The organism is Amycolatopsis sp. cmx-4-83, assembly GCF_046548815.1.
Taxonomy (GTDB): Bacteria; Actinomycetota; Actinomycetes; order Mycobacteriales; family Pseudonocardiaceae; genus Amycolatopsis; species Amycolatopsis pretoriensis_A.
The window spans coordinates 319,007-339,302 of the sequence record NZ_JAEBEF010000013.1 but is presented as its reverse complement, the minus strand read 5'-3'; the positions used below and the strand labels follow the sequence as shown (position 1 = coordinate 339,302).

At 75.2% G+C, this 20,296-nt stretch carries 2 protein-coding genes (1 of these 2 only partly in view); both read right to left on the bottom strand.

All coding sequences use genetic code 11. The features are described 5' to 3' along the window. Window positions 1-11,963, bottom strand: partial view of a type I polyketide synthase gene (locus ACLJQM_RS37460; protein ID WP_410635052.1) — the 5' portion only. 8,074 nt of this gene lie to the left of the window's left edge; 11,963 of the gene's 20,037 nt are visible here — the first part of the coding sequence; its start codon is at window positions 11,961-11,963; its stop codon lies beyond the left edge, outside the window. Further along, window positions 11,960-20,296 (bottom strand): type I polyketide synthase, encoded by an 8,337-nt coding sequence (locus ACLJQM_RS37455; protein ID WP_410635050.1) that lies wholly within the window; start codon window positions 20,294-20,296, stop codon window positions 11,960-11,962. The genes ACLJQM_RS37460 and ACLJQM_RS37455 overlap by 4 nt, the downstream gene beginning before the upstream one ends.

Genomic DNA, 20,296 nt, shown 5'->3' with positions numbered 1-20,296 from the left:
GCGAGCCGGCGGGAGTTCTCGCCCCAGACGATCCCGGCCCACTCGCCGGGCAGCTGCTCGGCGACCGCGTCCCAGGCCTGCGCGAACACGGGGTGGCGCGCGTACAACCGGCGTCCCATACCCAGCCGTTGCGCGCCCTGACCGGCGAACAGCGCGGCGAGCTTGGCCGATTCGGCCACGCGCCCGGTGACGACGGCCGGGTGCGGTTCGCCGGCCGCCAGCGCGTCCAGCGCCGCGGACAGTTCCGCGCGGTGCTCCGAAAGCACCACCGCGCGGTGGTCGAACGCGGTCCGGCCGGTGGCGAGGGTGTACCCGGCGTCGACGCGGTTGAGGTCGTACCCGGCCAGCCGCGCGGCCTGCTCGCGCAGGGCGCGTTCCGTCGTCGCCGACACCGGCCACGGCACGACCCCGGCGTCCGGCGGCGCGTCCGCGAGCACCGGCTCCGGCGCCTGTTCGATGATCGTGTGCGCGTTGGTGCCGCTGATGCCGAACGACGACACCGCGGCGCGGCGCACGCGGCCGGTCTCCGGCCACGGCCGGTTCTCGGTGACGACCTCGACGTCCCCGGCCGCCCAGTCGACGTGCGAGGACACCTCCCCGGCGTGCAGCGACGGGGGGACGACACCCTGCCGCAGCGCGGCCACCACCTTGATCACGCCGGCGACGCCCGCGGCGGCCTGGGTGTGGCCGATGTTCGACTTCACCGAACCGAGCAGCAGCGGGGTTTCGCGGTCCTGGCCGTAGGTCGCGAGCAGTGCCTGGGCTTCGATCGGGTCGCCCAGCGTGGTCCCGGTGCCGTGCCCTTCGACGACGTCGACGTCCGAAGTGGACAGTCCGGCGACGGAAAGTGCCTGCCGGATCACGCGTTGCTGCGACGGGCCGTTCGGCGCGGTCAGGCCGTTGGACGCGCCGTCGGAGTTGACCGCGCTGCCGCGCACCACGGCCAGGATCGGGTGCCCGTTGCGCTTCGCGTCGGAAACCCGCTCCAGCAACAGCATTCCGGCGCCTTCGGACCAGCCGACGCCGTCCGCGCCGTCGCCGAAGGACTTGCAGCGGCCGTCCGGGGAAAGCCCGCGCTGGCGCGAGAACCCGACGAAGGTCCCCGGCGTGGACATCACCGTGACGCCGCCCGCCAGCGCCAGGGAGCACTCCCCCGAGCGCAGCGCCTGCGCGGCCCAGTGCAGCGCCACCAGCGACGACGAACACGCCGTGTCGACGGTGACCGCCGGGCCTTCCAGCCCGAGCACGTAGGCGACGCGCCCGGATGCGACGCTGCCCGCGCTGCCGTTGCCCTGGTAGGCCTCCAGGTCCGCGCCCGCGACGAGGCTGTTGTAGTCGTTGTACATCACGCCGGCGAACACGCCGGTGCGGCTGCCGCGCAGGCTGCGCGGGTCGATGCCGGCCCGCTCGAACGCCTCCCACGAGACTTCCAGCAGGAGCCGCTGCTGGGTGTCCGTGGCGACGGCCTCGCGCGGGCTCATCCCGAAGAAGGCGGCGTCGAACTCGGCGGCGTCGTGCAGGAAGCCGCCGTGGCGGGTGTAGGACGTGCCCGGGTGGTCGGGGTCGGGGTCGTAGAGCGCGTCGACGTCCCAGCCGCGGTCGGCCGGGAACTCGGTGATGGCGTCGGCGCCGCCGGTGACCAGCTCCCAGAGCTGCTCGGGGGTGGTGACGCCACCCGGGTAGCGGCAGCTCATCGCGACGATCGCGATCGGCTCGTCGGCCACCGCGGCGGTGACCGGCGCGACGTCCACGCGGTCGCCGTCGCCTTCGCCTTCGCCCAGCTGCTCGGCGAGGTGGCGGGCCAGCGCGGTCACCGTCGGGTAGTCGAACACCGTGGTGGCGGGCAGCGCGACCCCGGACGCGGCGGTCAGCTTGTTGCGCAGGTCGACCGCGGTCAGCGAGTCGAAACCCAGCTCCTGGAACGTCTTCGCGGCCGGGACGGCGGCGGCGTCGGCGTGCCCGAGCACCAGCGCGACCTGCTCGCGCACCAGCGTCAGCAGCGCTTCGGCACGCTCTTCCGGCGTCAGCCCGGCCAGGCGGCGGAGCAGCCCGGCGGACCCGCGGCCCGCCTGCTTGCGGCCGGTGACGCGGACGAGGCCGCGCAGCAGCGGCGGGATCTCCGGCTGCGACCGCAGCACCGGCAGGTCGAGGCGGACCGGCAGCAGCACCGCGCGGTCGGTGGTGAGCGCCCGGTCGAACAGGCGGATGCTCTGCTCGGGCTGCAGCACGGGCATGCCGAGCCGGGCCATCCGCTCGAAGTCGGCGTCGCTGAGCGTCCGGGTCATCCCGGTCGCCGCGGCCCACGGGCCCCAGCCCAGCGACTGCGCCGGGAGGCCGTCGGCGGTGCGGTGCAGGGCGAGCGCGTCGAGGAAGGCGTTGGCGGCCGCGTAGTTCGCCTGGCCGGCGCCGCCGAAGGTGCCGGCGACCGAGGAGAACGAGACGAACGCGGCCAGGGGGAGGTCGCGGGTCAGCTCGTGCAGGTTCCAGGCCGCGTCGACCTTGGGCCGCAGCACGGTCGCCAGCCGTTCGGGCGTGAGGGAGCCGAGGACACCGTCGTCGAGGACGCCGGCGGTCTGCACGACCGCGGTCAGCGGGTGCTCGGGCGGGACGTCGTCGAGCAGCGCTCGCAGCGCGTCGCGGTCGGCGATGTCGCACGCCTTCACGGCGACCTCGGCACCGGCCGCGCCGAGGTCGGCGGCCAGCTCGGCCGCCCCCTCGGCGGCCGGCCCACGGCGGCTGACCAGCACCAGGTGCCGGACGCCGTGCTCGCCGACCAGGTGCCGGGCCAGCAACCCCCCGAGCCCCCCGGTCCCGCCGGTGATGAGCACGGTCCCGTCCGGATCCCAGCCGTCGCTTTCCCCTGAAGGCGACGCCCCCTGGTCGGCACTTTCACGTGAAAGTGCCGCTTTGCGTTTCAAAGCGGCACTTTCACGTGAAAGTGCCGCGTCGTCGGGGCGGGTGAGGCGGGCGGCGCGGGGTTCGCCGTTGACGAGCGTGAGCTGCGGTTCGCCGGTGGTGAGCGCGTTCGGCAGCGCGGCCAGGGAGGCTTCGGTGCCGTCGAGGTCGATGAGCGCGACGCGGCCGGGGTGCTCGACCTGCGCGGTGCGGACCAGGCCCCAGACGGCGGCCGCGGGCAGATCGGCCCCGGTCGTCGCGCCCCGGGTGACGAGCACCAGCCGCGCGGGCCGCTCGGCGGCCAGCCAGTCCTGCAGCAGGCCCAGCACGTGCGTGGTCAGTTCGTGCGTCTCCTGGACGACGTCGGCGCTCTCGCCGGCGGCGATCGGCCACAGGACGACGCCCCCGTCGGCGGCGAGCGGTCCGGAAAGCCGGGTGGCGGCGGGGAAAACGGCGGCCACGCCGAACGGATCGACGCCCGCGACCGACACCGCGGCGGTTTCGGGCGCGCCGACGGCGATCGGGGTCCAGTCGAGCTGGAACAGCGAGTCGCGGTCGACGGCCGGGGTCGCGGACTGGGGCCGCAGCACCAGCGAACGCACGGTCGCGACCGGCTCGCCGTCGAGGTCGGTCAGGTGCAGGGACACCGCGTCGTCGCCGGCGGGCGAGACGCGCAGCCGCACCGCGGTCGCGCCCGAAGCGTGCACGGTGACGCCCGCCCACGAGAACGGCAGGGCACCCGGCCGGACGGTGGTGCCGAACGAGGTGGCGTGCAGGCACGCGTCGAGCAGCGCCGGGTGCAGGCCGTACGTCTCGGCGGGTTCGTCCTCCGGCAGTTCGACTTCGGCGTAGACGTCCTCGCCGTGGCGCCAGGCGGCGGTCAGGCCGCGGAACGCCGGGCCGTACTCGAAGCCCTGGTCGGCGAACCGGTCGTAGAGGCCGTCGAGGTCGATCCCGGTCGCGTCGGCCGGGCGGGTGACCGGTGCCGCGGGCTCGCCGGACGTGCCCAGCGTGCCCCCGGCGTGGCGGGTCCACAGCTCGTCGGGCGCGTCTTCCCGGCGGGAGTAGATCGAGATCGGCCGCTCGCCGTCCTCACCCGGGGCACCGACGGCGATCTGGACGTGCGTGCCGGTCTCTTCGCCCACCACCAGCGGCGCTTCGAGGGTCAGCTCGCCGACGACCGGGCACCCGGCCTGCTCGCCGGCCGCGGCCGCGAGCTCCAGCAGCGCGGTCCCGGGCAGCAGCAGCGAACCGGCGATCCGGTGCCCGGCCAGCCACGGGTGCGCGGCGAGGGAAAGCCGTGCGGTGTAGAGGAAGCCGCCGGACTCCGGCAGCTCGATGCCGCCGCCGAGCAGGGGGTGGGCGACGGCGTCGAGGCCGGTGCCACCGGTCAGCAGGGCCACGCGCGGCCAGAACCGCTCGTGCTGGAACGGGTAGGTCGGCAGCTCGACCGCGCGGCCACCGTCGAGGTAGGACTCCCAGCTCACGTCGGCCCCGTGCAGGTGCAACGCGGTCAGCGCGTCGAGCACCGAGTCGTCCTCGGCGCGGTCGCGGCGCAGGCACGGGACCGCGATCGCTTCCGGCGGCAGGGTTTCCGCGGCCAGCGCGCTGAGCACCCCGGCCGGGCCGAGCTCCAGGAACGCCGTGACGCCGTCGGCGAGCAGGGTCGTGATCCCGTCGGCGAACCGGACGGCGGCGCGGACGTGCCGCACCCAGTAGTCCGCTGTGGACAGTTCCGCCCCGGCGACCGCCCCGGTCAGGTTCGACACCACCGGCAGGTCCGCGGGCGCGTACTCGATCGTCTCGGCGACCGCGCGGAAGTCGTCGAGCATCGGGTCCATCAGCGGCGAGTGGAAGGCGTGGCTCACGTCGAGCCGGCGGGTGCGGTGCCCGGCCGCGGCGAACCTGGCGGCGATCTCCGTGACCGCGGCCTCGTCGCCCGAGATGACGACGGACTCCGGCCCGTTGACCGCGGCGATCGACACCCGGTCGTCCAGTGCTTCCGCCACGACGGCTTCGGGCGCGTTGACGGCGACCATCGCGCCACCGGCGGGCAGCGCGGCCATCAGCCGGCCGCGCGCGGCGACCAGCCGGCAGGCGTCCTCGAGCGAGAACACCCCGGCGACGTGCGCGGCCGCCAGCTCGCCGATCGAATGCCCGAGCAGCAGGTCCGGGGTGACGCCCCAGGAGCGCACGAGCCGGTACAGCGCGACCTCGATCGCGAACAGCGCGGGCTGCGCGATGTCGGTCGGCGCCAGGGAAGCGCCGGCGTCGAACATCCGCTCCCGCAGCGACGGGTCGAAGTGCGCGCAGACCTCGTCGAGCGCGGCGGCGAACACCGGGAACCGCTCGGCCAGCTCACGGCCCGCCCCGGCGCGCTGGGCGCCCTGGCCGGTGAACAGGAACGCCGTCCGGACGCCGGACACCGCTTCGCCGACCGCGAGCCCGGGTGCGTCGGTGCCGTCCGCGAGGGCGGCGAGGGCCGCCAGGGTGTCGCCGGTCAGGACCGCGCGGTGCTCGAACGTGGTGCGCGTCGTGGCCAGGGACCAGGCGACGTCACCCGGATCGGACGCCAGCAGCCGGCTCGCCTGCTCCCGCAGGGCTTCCGGGGTGCGGGCCGACAGCAGCCACGGCGCGGGCCGCCCGGCGGAAGCGGGTTCCGGCTCGGCGGCCGGGGGCTGCTCCAGCACGACGTGGGCGTTGGTGCCGCTGATGCCGAACGACGAGACCGCCGCGCGGCGCGGGCGCCCGGTCTCCGGCCACGGCCGGGTCGCGGTGACCAGCTCGATGTCGCCGGCCGTCCAGTCCACATGGGACGACGGCGTGTCGACGTGCAGGGTCTTCGGCACGACACCGGACCGCAGCGCGTAGACGGACTTGATCACGCCGGCGACCCCCGCCGCCGCCTGGGTGTGGCCCAGGTTCGACTTGATCGAGCCGAGCAGCAGCGGCCGGAACTCGTCGCGGTCCTGGCCGTAGGTGGCCAGCAGCGCCTGCGCTTCGATCGGGTCGCCCAGCGTCGTCCCGGTGCCGTGGCCTTCGACGACGTCGACGTCCGAAGTGGACAGTCCGGCCGCGGTGAGGGCCTGGCGGATCACGCGCTGCTGCGACGGGCCGTTCGGCGCGGTCAGGCCGTTGGACGCGCCGTCGGAGTTGACCGCGGAGCCGCGGACCACCGCCAGGACCGGGTGGCCGTTGCGGCGGGCGTCGGAAAGCCGTTCCAGGACGAGGACACCGACGCCTTCGGACCAGCCGACGCCGTCGGCGGCGTCCGCGTAGGACTTGCAGCGGCCGTCGGCGGCGAGGCCGCGCTGGCGGCTGAAGTCGATGAACGTCCCCGGGGTCGCCATCACGGTGACCCCGCCGGCCAGCGCCAGCTCGCACTCGCCGCGCTGCAGCGCGGTCGCGGCCATGTGCAGCGCGACCAGCGACGACGAGCACGCCGTGTCGACGGTGACCGACGGCCCTTCCAGGCCGAAGACGTAGGACAGGCGCCCGGACAGCACGCTGCCCGCGTTGCCGGTGCCGAGGTAGCCGAGCGAGTCGGCCGGGAACTCGACGTTCGCGCCGAGGTAGTCGTGGTACATGATGCCGGCGTAGACACCGGTGCGGCTGCCGCGCAGGGTTTCCGGCCGGATCCCGGCGCGTTCCAGGGCTTCCCACGACGTCTCGAGCAGCTGGCGCTGCTGCGGGTCCATGGCCAGCGCCTCGCGCGGCGAGATGCCGAAGAAGCCGGGGTCGAAGCCGGCGACGTCGTCGAGGAAGCCGCCTTCGCGGGTGTAGCTGGTGCCCGCGTGGTCGGGGTCCGGGTGGTAGAGGGCGTCGACCGGCCAGCCGCGGTCGCCCGGGAAGCGGGAGACGCCGTCGCCGTCGCCGAGCACGAAGTCCCACAGCTCGTCGGGCGAAGTGATCCCGCCCGGGTAGCGGCAGCCCATGGACACGATGACGACCGGGTCGGCCTCGACCGGGGTCGTCCGCGTGGGAGTTTGCACCGCTTCCAGCGTGCCGACCAGTTCGTCGTGCAGGTGGCGGGCGAGGGCGAGGACGGTCGGGTAGTCGAAGACGAGCGTCGCGGGCAGGCGCAGGCCGGTGTCGGCCTGGACGGCGTTGCGCAGCTCGACCGCCGAGAGCGAGTCGAAGCCGAGGTCCGCAAAGGACTGCCCGGGCTCGACCTGGCCGATCGAGCTGTAGCCGAGCAGGCCGACGACGTGCGTGCGCACGAGGTCGACGAGCGCGCGCTGCCGGTCGGCCGGGGCCAGCGCGGCGAGCCGGGCGGTGAGCCCGGAGTCGGCGCGGTTCCGGCGGCGGGTGCTGCCGCGGACCAGCCGGCGCAGCAGCGGCGGCACCTCGGGCGCGGCGGACAGCGTGTCGAGGTCGAGCCGGACGGGCGCGAGGAGGGCGTCGTCCGCGCCGAGGGCGGCGTCGAACAGGCTCAGGCCCTGGTCGAGGGCCAGCGGCGGGGTGCCGGACCGGGTCATCCGGTCGAGGTCGGCGTCGGTGAGGGTGCCGGCCATGCCGGTCTCCCACGCGCCCCAGGCGAGGCTGACCGCGGGCAGGCCGCTCGCGCGCCGGTGGGCGGCGAGGGCGTCGAGGAAGGCGTTGCCGGCGGCGTAGTTGGCCTGCCCGGCCGCGCCGAAGACGCCGGCCACGGACGAGAACAGCACGAAGGTCTCGACGGGCCCGGCCAGTTCGTGCAGGTGCCAGGCGGCGTCGACCTTCGGGCGCAGGACGGCGTCGAGCTGATCTTCCGTCAGTGCCCCGAAAGTGGCGTCGTCGAGGACGCCGGCGGTGTGCACGACGGCGGTGACGTCGTGCTCGGCGAAGACCGCGGCCAGTGCTTCACGATCGGTGACGTCGCAGGCGATCGCGGTGGCTTCGACGCCCAGCTCGGCGATCAGCTCGGCCGCGCCCGGGGTGTCCGGGCCGCGGCGGCCGAGCAGCAGCAGGCGGCGGGCGCCGTGCTCGGCGACCAGGTGCCGGGCGAGGTGCGTGCCCAGGCCGCCGAGGCCGCCGGTGATGAGGACGGTGCCGTCGAAGCGGCCTTCCGACGCGGGCGCGACGGCGGCGCGGCCGAGCCGCGGGACGTGCAGCCGTCCCTCGCGGACGACGACCTTCGGCTCCCCCAGCGCGACGGCCGCGGCGAGGAGGTCGTCGTCGTCGAGGTCGACGAGCGTGATGCGGCCGGGTTGTTCGGCCTGCGCCGAGCCGAGGAGCCCCCAGATCGGGGCGGTGGCGAGATCGGTGGAACCGGCGACGACGACGAGGTGGGAGCCGGCGAAACGGTCGTCGCCGAGCCAGGTCTGAACGGTGTGGAGGACTTCGCGCAGGGTTTCGCGGACGGCTTCGGGGGTGTCCCCGCCGGTGGGCCGGTAGACGACGTGGGAGGGCGTCCCGGTCGCGTCCCCGAGCGCCGGCCAGTCCACCGGACCGGCCGCCGCGCTCGCCGGGACCGGGACCCAGTCCACGGTGAACAGCGACTCGTGCCGCGCCTTCCGGCCCGCGCCGGTGCCCGCGGCGACCGGGCGCAGGGCGAGCGCTTCCACCGACGCCACCGGCTCGCCCGCGGTGCCGGTGACCTCGATCGCCACCGACACCGGGTCGGCCGCGTCGATCCGGACCCGCAGCGCCGAGGCGCCCGGGGCGTGCAGCGTCACGCCGGTCCACGCGAACGGCAGCAGCCGGTCCGCGTCCTCGCCGCGGTCCGCAGCGCCCAAGGCGTGCAGGGCCGCGTCGAGGACCGCCGGGTGCAGGCCGTACGCGTCCGTCGCGCCCGCCATGCGCGGAGCCGTCACCTCGGCGAACACCTCGGTGCCGCGGCGCCAGACCCGCTCCAGGCCCTGGAACGCCGGGCCGTAGCCGAACCCGGCCGAGGCCAGGCCGTCGTAGAAGCCGGTGAGGTCGACCTCCTCGGCGTCCGCGGGCGGCCAGGCCACCGGCGCCGGCACCGCCGCACCCGGGGCGAGCACGCCGCCGGCGTGCCGTTCCCAGGCCGTGTCCTCGGGTTCGTCTTCGAGTCGCGAGTGGACGGTGAACGGACGCCGTCCACTGTGGTCCGGGGCGCCGACAAGCAGCTGCAGCCGGACGCCGCCGCGCTCGGGCAGGACCAGCGGCGCCTCCAGGGTCAGCTCGGCGACGCGCGGGCAGCCGACGCTGTCGCCCGCGCGCATCGCCAGCTCGAGGAAAGCCGTGCCGGGCAACAGGATCGCGCCCATGATGATGTGGTCGGCGAGCCACGGCGTCGCCGCCGCGGAGAGCCGGCCGGTGAACAGGTGGCCCTCGCCGTCGGCCAGGCCGGTGGCCGCGCCGAGCAGCGGGTGCCCGGCCGCGGTCAGGCCGAGCCCGCCCGGGTCGGTCGCCACCGCGCCCGGCGGGGTCGCGGCCGGCCAGTAGCGCTCGTGCTGGAAGGCGTACGTCGGCAGGTCGATCAGCCGCGCCCCGGTGCCGGCGTAGAACCCGGCCCAGTCCACCGGCACCCCGGCGACGTGCAGCGCGCCGACCGCCGCCGTGACGGTCTGCTCCTCCGGCCGTCCGGCCCGCAGCAGCGGCACGCACTTGACGTCGTCGCCGGCGCCGCTCGCCATCGCGGACAGCACGCCGTCGGGGCCCAGTTCGACGAACCGGGTGACGTCCCGCTCGGCCAGCCACCGCACGCCGTCACCGAAGCGGACGGTGTCCCGCACGTGCGAAACCCAGTACGCCGGGTCCTGCAGCTCGCCCGGTGCCGCGACGCGGCCGGTGCGGTTCGAGACGACCGGCAACGTCGCCTCGCCGTAGGAAATCCGGCGCGCGACGGCGGCGAACTCGCCGAGCATCGGCTCCATCCGCGCCGAGTGGAAGGCGTGGCTGACGCGCAGCCGTTTGGTCCGGCGCTCGCTCAGCGCGGCTTCGAGGGCGTCGATGGCCGCCGCGTCCCCGGAGAACACCACGGAGCCCGGCCCGTTGACCGCGGCCAGCGAGACCTCGGGGCCGGTGATCAGGGCGAGGGCTTCGGCTTCGGTGAGCTCGGCGGCGAGCATCGCACCGCCGGCCGGCAGCTCCTGCATGAGCCGGCCGCGGGCGGTGACGAGCGCGCAGGCGTCTTCCAGCGAGAACACGCCGGCGACGTGCGCCGCGGCCAGCTCGCCGACGGAGTGCCCGAGCAGGTAGTCCGGCCGCAGCCCCCACGACTCGGCGAGCCGGAAGAGCGCGACCTCCAGCGCGAACAGCGCGGCTTGGGCGTTCTTCGTGTCGTCGAGCCCGGTCCCGGTGCGCACGACGTCGGCGAGCGCCGGGTCGAGGTGGGCGCACACAGCGTCCCACGCCTCGGCGAACACCGGGAACGCGGCCCGCAGTTCGAGGCCCATCCCGGTGCGCTGCGCGCCCTGCCCGGTGAACAGGAACGCGACCGCGCCCGAAGCCGCGGCCTCGGAAGTCCCGTCCGCCAGCGCCGCGAGCCCCGCTCGCAGATCATCCACAGTGGACCCGGTGACGACGGCGCGGTGCGGCAGCGCGGCCCGCGAAACACCCAGCGAGTAGGCCAGGTCCAGCGGCACGGGTTCCGTGTCCACAAAGGACAACAGGCGGGCGGCCTGCCCGCGCAGCCCGGCGGCGTTCTTGCCGGACAGCGGCCAGTTCAGCACCCCGGGCACCCGCGGCGCCGGCTCGGCCGCGGCCTCGACCGCGGGCGCCTGCTCCAGGATGACGTGCGCGTTGGTACCGCTCAGCCCGAACGACGAGACACCGGCGCGCCGCAGCCGCCCGGTCGACGGCCACGGCCGCGTCCCGGTGACCAGCGCGAGCCCGCTGCCGTCCCAGTCCAGTGCCGACGTCGGCGCGTCGACGCCCAGGGTCTCCGGCAGGACGCCGTGCTGCAGCGCGAGGACCATCTTCAGCACCCCGGCCACGCCGGCGGCGGCCTGCGTGTGCCCCAGGTTCGACTTCACCGAGCCGAGCCACAGCGGTTCGCCGTCGCGGTCGCGGCCATAGGTGGCGGCCAGCGCGCGGGCCTCGATCGGGTCGCCGAGCGTGGTGCCGGTCCCGTGCGCCTCGACGGCGTCGACGTCGGCCGGGGTGAGCCCGGCGCCCGCGAGCGCCGCGCGGATGACGCGTTCCTGCGCCGGGCTGCTCGGTGCGGTCAGGCCGTTGGACGCGCCGTCCTGGTTGACCGCGCTGCCGCGCAGGACGGCGAGGACCCGGTGGCCGTTGCGTTCGGCGTCGGACAGCTTTTCCAGCACGAGCACGCCCGCGCCTTCACCCCAGCCGGTGCCGGCGGCGCCCTCGGCGAACGAGCGGCAGCGGCCGTCGGGGGCGAGCCCGCGCTGGCGGCTGAACGCGATGAACAACGTCGGGGTGGCCATCACGGTCGCGCCGCCGGCCAGGGCCAGCGAGCAGTCGCCGCGGCGCAGGGCGTGCGCGGCCAGGTGCATCGCGACCAGCGACGCCGAACACGCGGTGTCGACGGTGATCGCGGGCCCCTCCAGGCCGAGCGCGTAGGCGACCCGGCCCGACAGCACGCTGGACGCGTTGGCCGTCGAGAGGTAGTCCTCGGCGCCTTCGGCCGCGCTCGCGGCGAGGTGGATGTAGTCCTGGAAGTTCGTGCCGGTGAAGACGCCGGTCGACGAGCCGCGCAGCGACGCCGGGTCGATGCCCGCGCGCTCGATCGCCTCCCACGAGATCTCCAGCATCAGCCGCTGCTGCGGGTCCATGACCAGCGCTTCCCGCGGCGAGATGCCGAAGAACGCCGGGTCGAAGTCGCCCGCGTCGTGCAGGAACCCGCCGTGGCGCACGTAGGACGTGCCGCGGGAGGCGCCATCCGGGTCGTGCAGCCGGTCGACGTCCCAGCCGCGGTCGGAGGGGAACTCCGTGATCGCGTCGCGCCCCTCGGAAAGCAGCTCCCAGAGCGCTTCCGGCGTCGACGCCCCTCCCGGGAAGCGGCAGCCGAGACCGACGATCGCGATCGGTTCCTGGTCGGCCGTCTCGGCCTCCCGCAGCTTCGCGCGCGTCTCCTGCAACTCCACGGTGACGCGCTTGAGGAAGTGCCGGAGCTTCTCTTCGTTGTCCATCAGCGCTCGCCCATCCTGCGTGCTCACGAGATCCCGAACTCCTTGCCGAGCAGGTCGAACATTTCGTCGTCCGAAGCCGCCAAGACGTCTTCGCCGTCCGTGCGCTCCGGCCGCAGCCCGTCGAGCAGACGGTGCAGCCGCCGGGACACGGCGTCCCGGCGGGTTTCGTCGAGGCCGCCGGCCGCCATCGCCCGTTCCAGGCCGGCCAGCTCGGCGTCCAGTGGATCGGCCGCGGGCCGGTCGGCCGGCACCAGCTCGGCCCGCAGGTACTGCGCGAGCGCGAGCGGCGTCGGGTGGTCGAAGACCAGGCCCTGCGGCAGGTTCAGCCCAGTCCGCCGGGCCAGCAGGTTGCGGAACTCGACCGCGCTCAGCGAGTCGAAGCCGAGCAGCCCGAACTTCGCCTCGGGCTCGATCGCGTCCCCCGAGGCGTGCCCGAGGATCATCGCGGCGGCCGACCGCACCGCCTTCGACAGCGTGCTGACGCGCTCGGGTTCCGGCATCCCGGCCAGCTGTTCGGCCAGCGGTTCCTCGGCGGTCTCCGGTGCTCTCCTGGCGGCTTCGATGGCCGCGCGGGCGGTGGGGACACCGTCGAGGAGGTGGGTGGTCCGCATGAGCGCCATGCCGGGCGCGTACCGCGTCCAGTCGATGTCGGCGACGGTGACGGAGGTGTCCCCGCGGCGGAGTGCTTCCCCGAGGGCGAGGAGCGCCCGTCGGGGTGCGAGAGCGGCGGCGCCGCTGCGGCGCATGCGTTCCTGGATGGCCGGGTCGGCCGCCATGCCGACCTCGCCCCAGGCACCCCAGGCGACCGACAGCGCGGGCAGCCCGGCGGCGGCCCGCTGTTCGGCGAGGGCGTCGAGCACGGCGTTCGCGGCGGCGTAACTGCCCTGACCCGGTCCGCCGACGGTGCCGGCGATGGAGGCGAAGAGCACGAAGAGGCTGAGGTCCTTCGTCAATTCGTGCAGGTTCACGGCGGCGGTGGTCTTGGGCCGCAGGACCGTTTCGAACCGGCTCGGGTCGACGGCGTCGACCACGCAGTCGTCGAGCACCCCGGCGGCGTGGACCACTCCGCGCAGCGGGAACTCCTCGGGCAGGCCCTCGATGAGGGTCCGCAACGCGTCCCGATCGGAGACATCGCAAGCGGCGACGGTCACCCGGGCGCCCGCGGCGGTCAGCTCGTCCGCCAGTTCGCGGGCACCGGGCGCGTCGGGCCCGCGGCGGCTGGTCAGCACGATGTGGCCTGCACCGGACTCGGCGAGCCAGTGCGCGAGCTTGCCCCCGAGAGCGCCGGTACCGCCGGTCACGAGCACCGTGCCGTCGGCGGGCACCTCGCCCAGGCGCCCGGTGGAGGCTCCGGTCGGGTCGGGCACCAGCCGCCGGACCAGTGCGCCGTCCGGGCGCACCGCGATCTGGTCCTCCTCCCCCGCCGCCGCGAGCGTGGCCGGCAGGCGGGTCAGCGCGCGGGGCTCGAAGTCCGCCGGCACGTCGATGAGCCCGCCCCATCGGCCGGGGTACTCCATCGCCGCCACCCGGCCGAGGCCCCAGACCGCGGCCTGCGCGAGGCTGCCCGCCGCGTCCCCGGGACCGGTCCGGACCGCGCCGGTGGTCAGGCACCACAGCGGCGCGTCGACCCCGGCGTCGCCGAGGGCCTGCACCAAAGCCGCGGTCGTGGCGAGCCCGCCCGGTACCGATGGCGTGTCCGGCGCCGGTGTCTCGTCCAGCGCCAGCAACGACAACACGCCCGCCGGGCTCGGGAACGTCTCCAGCAGCGCCGTGATCCGCTCCGCCAGCTTCGCGCGGTCGGGGCCGTCGACGACGAGCCGGACCGTGTCCGCGCCCAGCACGTCGACCAGCACCTCGACGCGCTCGTCGCCGTCGAGCGACGCGGGTACCGCGATCAGCCAGTCCTCGCGGCGCGGCGCGGCCGTCCCCGCGAACGGCTGCCAGTCGACGCGGTAGCGCCAGCCGTCCGTCGTGGTCCGGTCCACGTGTCCCTTGCGGTGCGCGGAAAGCGCGGGCAGGACCCGGGCCAGCTCGTCGGCGTCGGCACCGAGTTCCGCGGCCAGCGCCGGGATGTCCGTGCCTTCCAGCGCCGCCCAGAAACCGTCCGCGGGCTCGACCGGCGCGGCCGGGACCGAGGCCTCCGGCCAGAACCGCTCGCCGTCGAACGGGTACGCCGGCAGCCGGACGCCGCGGGCGTCCACCCCGGCGAAGAACCGGGACCAGTCGATCGCGAGGCCGTCGACGTGCAGGCGGCCCAGCGCGGTGACGATCGTTGTTTCCTCGTCGCGGCCCGCTCGCAGCAGCGGCACGAACGTGGCGTCGACGGTCTCGGCGGCCATCCCGCACAGCACGGCGTCCGGGCCGACCTCGACGAACCGCGTCACCCCGCGCCCGGCCAGGTCCGCGACGACGTCGCCGAAGCGGACGGTCCGGCGCACGTGGTCCACCCAGTACTCGGCCGTGGCGAACAGCTCGCGTTCCGGCCGCCCGGTGACCGCGGAGATCAGCGACCGCTTCGGCACCCGCAGGTCGAGGCCGGCGACGACCTTGGCGAAGTCCTCCAGCATCGGCTCCATCAGCGGCGAGTGGAAGGCGTGGCTGACGGTGAGCCGCCGGGCCTTCTCGAACCGCTCGGCCACCGCGAGCGCGGCGGCTTCGGTCCCGGCGACCACCACCGACGACGGCCCGTTGACGGCGGCGAGCGCAACATCCGGGCCGAGCAGCGGCTCGACGTCGGCGGCGCTCGCGCGCAGGGCGAACATCGCCCCGCCGCCGGGCAGGTCCTGCATCAGCCGGGCCCGCGCCGCGACGAGCGTGCACGCGTCCGTCAGCGAGAGCACCCCGGCCGCGTGGGCGGCGGCGATCTCGCCGATCGAGTGCCCGGCCAGGTGGTCCGCCCGGACTCCCCACTCGTCCAGCAGCCGCAGCAGCGCGACTTCGACGGCGAAGATCGCCGGCTGCGCCCAGCCGGTGGTGTCCAGCAGAGCGGCGTCCTCGCCGAAGACGACGTCGCGCAGCTCGTCGCCGAATTCGGCGCAGACCTCGTCGAACGCCGCCCGGAACACCGGGTAGCGGTCGTACAGCCCGCGGCCCATGCCGGGCCGCTGCGAACCCTGGCCGGTGCACAGCAGCGCCGTGCCACCATCCTGCGCGAGACCTTCGACGAGGTTTCCGGCCAGCGCCGAGCGCATCTCCTCGACGTCGGCCCCGACGACGACCGCGCGGTGCTCCAGCGCGGCCCGGCGGGTGGCGAGGGCGAGCCCGGTGGCGGCGAGCGGCGACCCGGCCCCGGCCAGGCGGGCGGCCTGGGCGTGCAGCGCGGTCCGGCTGCGGGCCGAAAGCACCCACGGCACCACGGCGGACGGGGGTTCTGGGGCGGGTGCGGGCGCTTCGGGAGCCTGTTCGAGCACGACGTGCGCGTTGGTCCCGCTGACGCCGAACGCCGACACCCCCGCGCGGCGCGGCCGGGCCACCTCGGGCCACGGCGTCGGCGCGGTGACCAGGTCGATCGACCCGGCCGTCCAGTCCACGTGCGACGAGGGCGCGTCGACGTGCAGGGTCGGCGGTACCAGGCCGTGCCGCATCGCCTGCACGACCTTGATCACCCCGCCCACCCCGGCGGCGGCCTGGGTGTGGCCGATGTTGGACTTGAACGAGCCCAGCAGCAACGGTGTTTCGCGGTCCTGCCCGTAGGTCGCCAGCAGGGCCTGCGCTTCGATCGGGTCGCCCAGCGTGGTCCCGGTGCCGTGTGCCTCGACGACGTCGACGTCCGAAGTGGACAGTCCGGCGTCGGCGAGCGCGGCCCGGATCACCCGGCGCTGCGAGGGGCCGTTGGGGGCGGTGATGCCGTTGGACGCGCCGTCGGAGTTGACCGCGGAACCGCGCACCACGGCCAGGACCTCGTGCCCGTTGCGGCGCGCGTCGGAAAGCCGTTCCACGACGAGCATCCCGACGCCTTCGGCCCAGCCGGTGCCGTCGGCGGCTTCGGCGAACGCCTTGCAGCGCCCGTCCGGCGCGAGGCCGCCCTGCTGGCTGGTGCCGAGGAAGTAGTTGGCGCTGGACATCACGAGCACGCCGCCGACGAGCGCCAGCTCGCACTCCCCCGTCCGCAGGGCCTGTGCCGCCAGGTGCAGCGCGACCAGCGACGAGGAACACGCCGTGTCGACGGTCATCGACGGGCCTTCGAGACCGAGCACATAGGACACCCGCCCGGACACCGCGCTGGCGGCGTTGCCGAGCCCGGCGTGCGCGCCGACGTCGGCGTCGCTGCCCGCGAGCACGCTCGCGTAGTCCTGGCCGTTGGTGCCGACGAACACGCCGGTCGGGGTGGCGCGCAGGCCGAGCGGGTCGATCCCGGCGTCCTCCAGCGCTTCCCACGACGTCTCCAGGACCTGCCGCTGCTGCGGGTCCATCGCGAGGGCTTCGCGCGGGGAGATGCCGAAGAACGCGGCGTCGAAGCGGTCGATGCCGTCGAGGAAGCCGCCGTAGGTGGTGGCGGACGCGCCCGCGGCGAGCGTCGCGAGGTCCCAGCCGCGGTCGCGCGGGAACGGGCCGACCGCGTCGTGGCCGTTCGCGACCATCGTCCAGAGGTCATCGGGCGAGCGGACGCCGCCCGGGTACCGGCAGCTCATCCCGACGATGACGACGGGGTCGTCGGTGCGCGCCCGGGTCCGGCGGGCCGGGCCGGCGCGTTCGTCGTCGCCGAAGAGCCCGGCCAGCAGCAGGCGCGCGACGGCGGCCGGAGTCGGGTGGTCGAACACGAGCGTGGCCGGCAGCTCGAGGGCGGTGGCGGTGGTGAGCCGGTTGCGCAGCTCGACCGACATCATCGAGTCGAAGCCGAGGTCGGTGAACGGGTCGCCGGTGCCGACCGCGCCGGTGTCGCCGTGACCGAGCACGGCGGCGACGGTGGTCCGGACCAGGTCTTCGGCCGCGCGGACGCGGTCGGCCTCGCCGAGCGCGGCCCAGTCGCCGGCCACCGGGCTCGCCGGGACGCGCACGGGGGTGGCCGGCGCGGCTTCGATCTCGGTGACGGCGCTGCCGAACCCGACCTCGGCGGCGACGAACACCGGCCGGTCCGCGGAGTCGAGCAGCGCGAGGCTGACGGTCGTCTCCCCGAGCGGGGCGACGCGCAGCCGCAGCCGGGCCAGCCCCCGCGCGTGCAGCGAGACCCCGCGCCAGGAAACAGCTTCCGCGCCGCAGGCTCGGAGGGCTTCGGCGAGCAGGAGCGGGTGGAGGTCGAACGCACCCGCGTCGCCGTCGAGGGTGACATCGGTCAGGTACGCACCCTCGGACAGCACAGCGGGTTCCGGACCGGCGGCCGCAGCCAGAACGCCACTGGCGTGGTGCGTCCAGCCCGCCCCGGAGTCCGCACTTTCACGTGAAAGTGCGGCCCCCTGGTGCGCACTTTCACGTGAAAGTGCGGCGTTCGCGGAGTGCACGTCGACCGGGCGGCGGCCGTCGGTGTCCGGGGGGCCGACGCGGACCTGCAGCGCGACGACGTCCTTCGGGGCCAGGGCGAGCGGTGCGGTGAGGGTGAACTCGGCGAGCTCCGGGCAGCCGAGGTTGCGGGCCGCGCGCAGGGCGAGTTCGAGGAAGCCCGTGCCGGGGAACGAGGTCCGGCCGGCGAGCCACGGCTGGGTGGCCGGGGACACGGTGCCGGTGAGCACGGTCTCGGTGCTCGCGGCGACGTCGAGGGCGGCGCCGAGCAGCGGGTGCCGCACCGGGGTGAGACCGAGGCCGGCCGCGTCGCCGGTGCGCGGGGTGAGCGTGGGCCAGTAGCGCTCGCGCTGGAAGGCGTAGGTGGGCAAGTCGACCGGACGGGCACCGGGGTGCACGGCCGCCCAGTCGACGGTCCCACCAGCGACGTGCAGCGCGGCGAGCCCGGCGATCAGGGCGGCGTCCTCGTCCTGGTCCTTGCGCGCGAGGGGGATCGCGCCGGTGACCAGTCCGGAAAGGACAGCTGACGGGCCCAGCTCGGCGAACCGCGTCACGCCGGACTCGCTGAGCCGGGTGACCGCGTCGCCGAAGCGGACGGTGTCGCGGACCTGCCGGACCCAGTACTCGGGATCGGTGACGTCCCCGCCTGCGATCACCGGGATCCGCGGCGCGGCGAAGGAGAGTTTCGCGACCACCGCGCGGAAGTCGTCGAGCATCGGGTCCATCAGGCGCGAGTGGAACGCGTGGGACACCTTGAGCCGCCGGGCGCCGGGGAACCGCGCCGCCACGGCGGTGACCGCGTCTTCGGGGCCGGAAAGCACCACCGACTCCGGGCCGTTCACGGCGGCGATGTCGACGTCCCCGGCGTCGATGTCCGTTTCGGACGCCCGGACCGAGATCATCGCGCCGCCTTCGGGCAGCGCGCCCATCAGCTTCGCGCGGGCGGAGACGAGGGTGCAGGCGTCGTCGAGCGACAGCACCCCGGCGACGTGCGCGGCCGCGATCTCCCCGACCGAGTGCCCGGCCAGGAACGCCGGGTGCGCGCCCCACGATTCCAGCAGCCGGAACAGGGCGACTTCGTAGGCGAACAACGCGGGCTGGGCGTGCTCGGTCCGATCAAGACGGTCGTCGGTGACCACGCCCAGGCGTCCGGCGATCTCCGCGAATGCCTCGGCGAAGACCGGGTACACCTCGGCGAGCCGCGTGCCCATCCCGATCCGCTGTGCGCCTTGGCCGGAGAAGAGGAACGCGGTTTCGCCGCGCGACGCGGTCCCGGTGGTCACGTTCGCGGCGGCACCCTGCTCGAGCCAGGAACGCAGGCCGTCGCGCAGGGCCGCGGTGTCCGGCCCGGTGACCGCGAGGCGGTGTTCGAAGGCCGTGCGGGTGACCGCTGTCGACCAGGCGACGTCGGCCGCGCCGGCGTCGTCGGTGGTGGCGGCCAGCAGTGCTTCGGCCTGGGCGCGCAGCGCGGGTTCCGAGCGGGCGGAGACGAACCACGGCACCGGCCCGGCGGCGCGCGGCCCGCGTCCGGCAGGCTCGGGTTCGGGGGCCTGCTCGATGATCGTGTGCGCGTTGGTGCCGCTGACCCCGAAGGACGACACGGCGGCGCGACGCGGGCGGCCGGTCTCCGGCCAGGCTGCCGCTTCGGTCACCGGCCGGACGGCGCCGGCTTGCCAGTCCACTTCGGACGAAAGCCGGTCGGCGTGCAGGGTGCGCGGTACTTCGCCGTGTTGGATGGCCAGGATGGCCTTGATGATCCCGGCGACGCCGGCCGCGGCCTGCGTGTGCCCGAAGTTCGACTTGACCGAGCCGATCAGCAGGTCGTGCTCGCGGTCGCGGCCGTAGGTGGCCAGCAGGGCCTGCGCTTCGATCGGGTCGCCGAGCCGGGTACCGGTGCCGTGCGCCTCGACGACGTCGATGTCCTTTGTGGACAGTCCGGACGCGGCGAGCGCGGCCTGGATCACCCGCTGCTGCGAGGGTCCGTGGGGGACGGTCAGGCCGCTGCTGGCGCCGTCGGAGTTCACCGCCGTACCGCGGAGGAGGGCGAGGACGGGGTGGCCGTGGCGCCGGGCGTCGGAAAGCCTTTCCAGGACGAGGATCCCGGCGCCTTCGGCCCAGCCGACGCCGTCCGCGCCGTCGGCGAACGCCTTGCAGCGCCCGTCCGGCGCGAGGCCGCCCTGCTTGCTGAACTCGGCGAACGCCTCGGGGGTCGCCATGACCGTGACACCGCCGGCGAGCGCGAGGGAGCACTCGCCCGAGCGCAGCGCCTGCGTGGCCCAGTGCGCGGCGACCAAAGAGGACGAACACGCGGTGTCGACGGTGGCCGACGGGCCCTCGAAGCCGAAGGAGTAGGCGATGCGGCCGGAGAGCACGGCCGCGGTGGTGCCGGTGCCGGCGTGGCCTTCGACGGTCTCGCCGGACGCGGCGAGGAGCTTGCCGTAGCTCTGGCCGTTGGTGCCGACGAACACGCCGGTGCGGCTGCCGCGCAGGCTCGCGGGCACGATCCGGGCGCGTTCGAGGGCTTCCCAGGTCACTTCGAGCAGGAGCCGCTGCTGCGGGTCCATCGCGAGGGCCTCGCGCGGCGAGACGCGGAAGAAGCCGGCGTCGAACCGGTCCGCGCCGTCGACGAAGCCGCCGCGCCACGCGTCGACGTCCCCGAGGCTGATCGTGCTGCGGTCCACGCCGGCCAGCAGCGCGGACCACCCGCGGTCGGCGGGCAGCGGCCCGATCGCGTCGGTGCCGCCGTCGAGGAGGTCCCACAGCTGGTCCGGCGTCGCGACCCCGCCGGGGAACCGGCACCCGATCCCGACGACGGCCACCGGCTCCACGGCGGCGGCTTCCATCTCCCGCACGCGCTGACGCGACCGGTGCAGGTCGGCGGTGACGCGCTTGAGGTAGTCACGCAGCTGGCTCTCGCTGGCCAT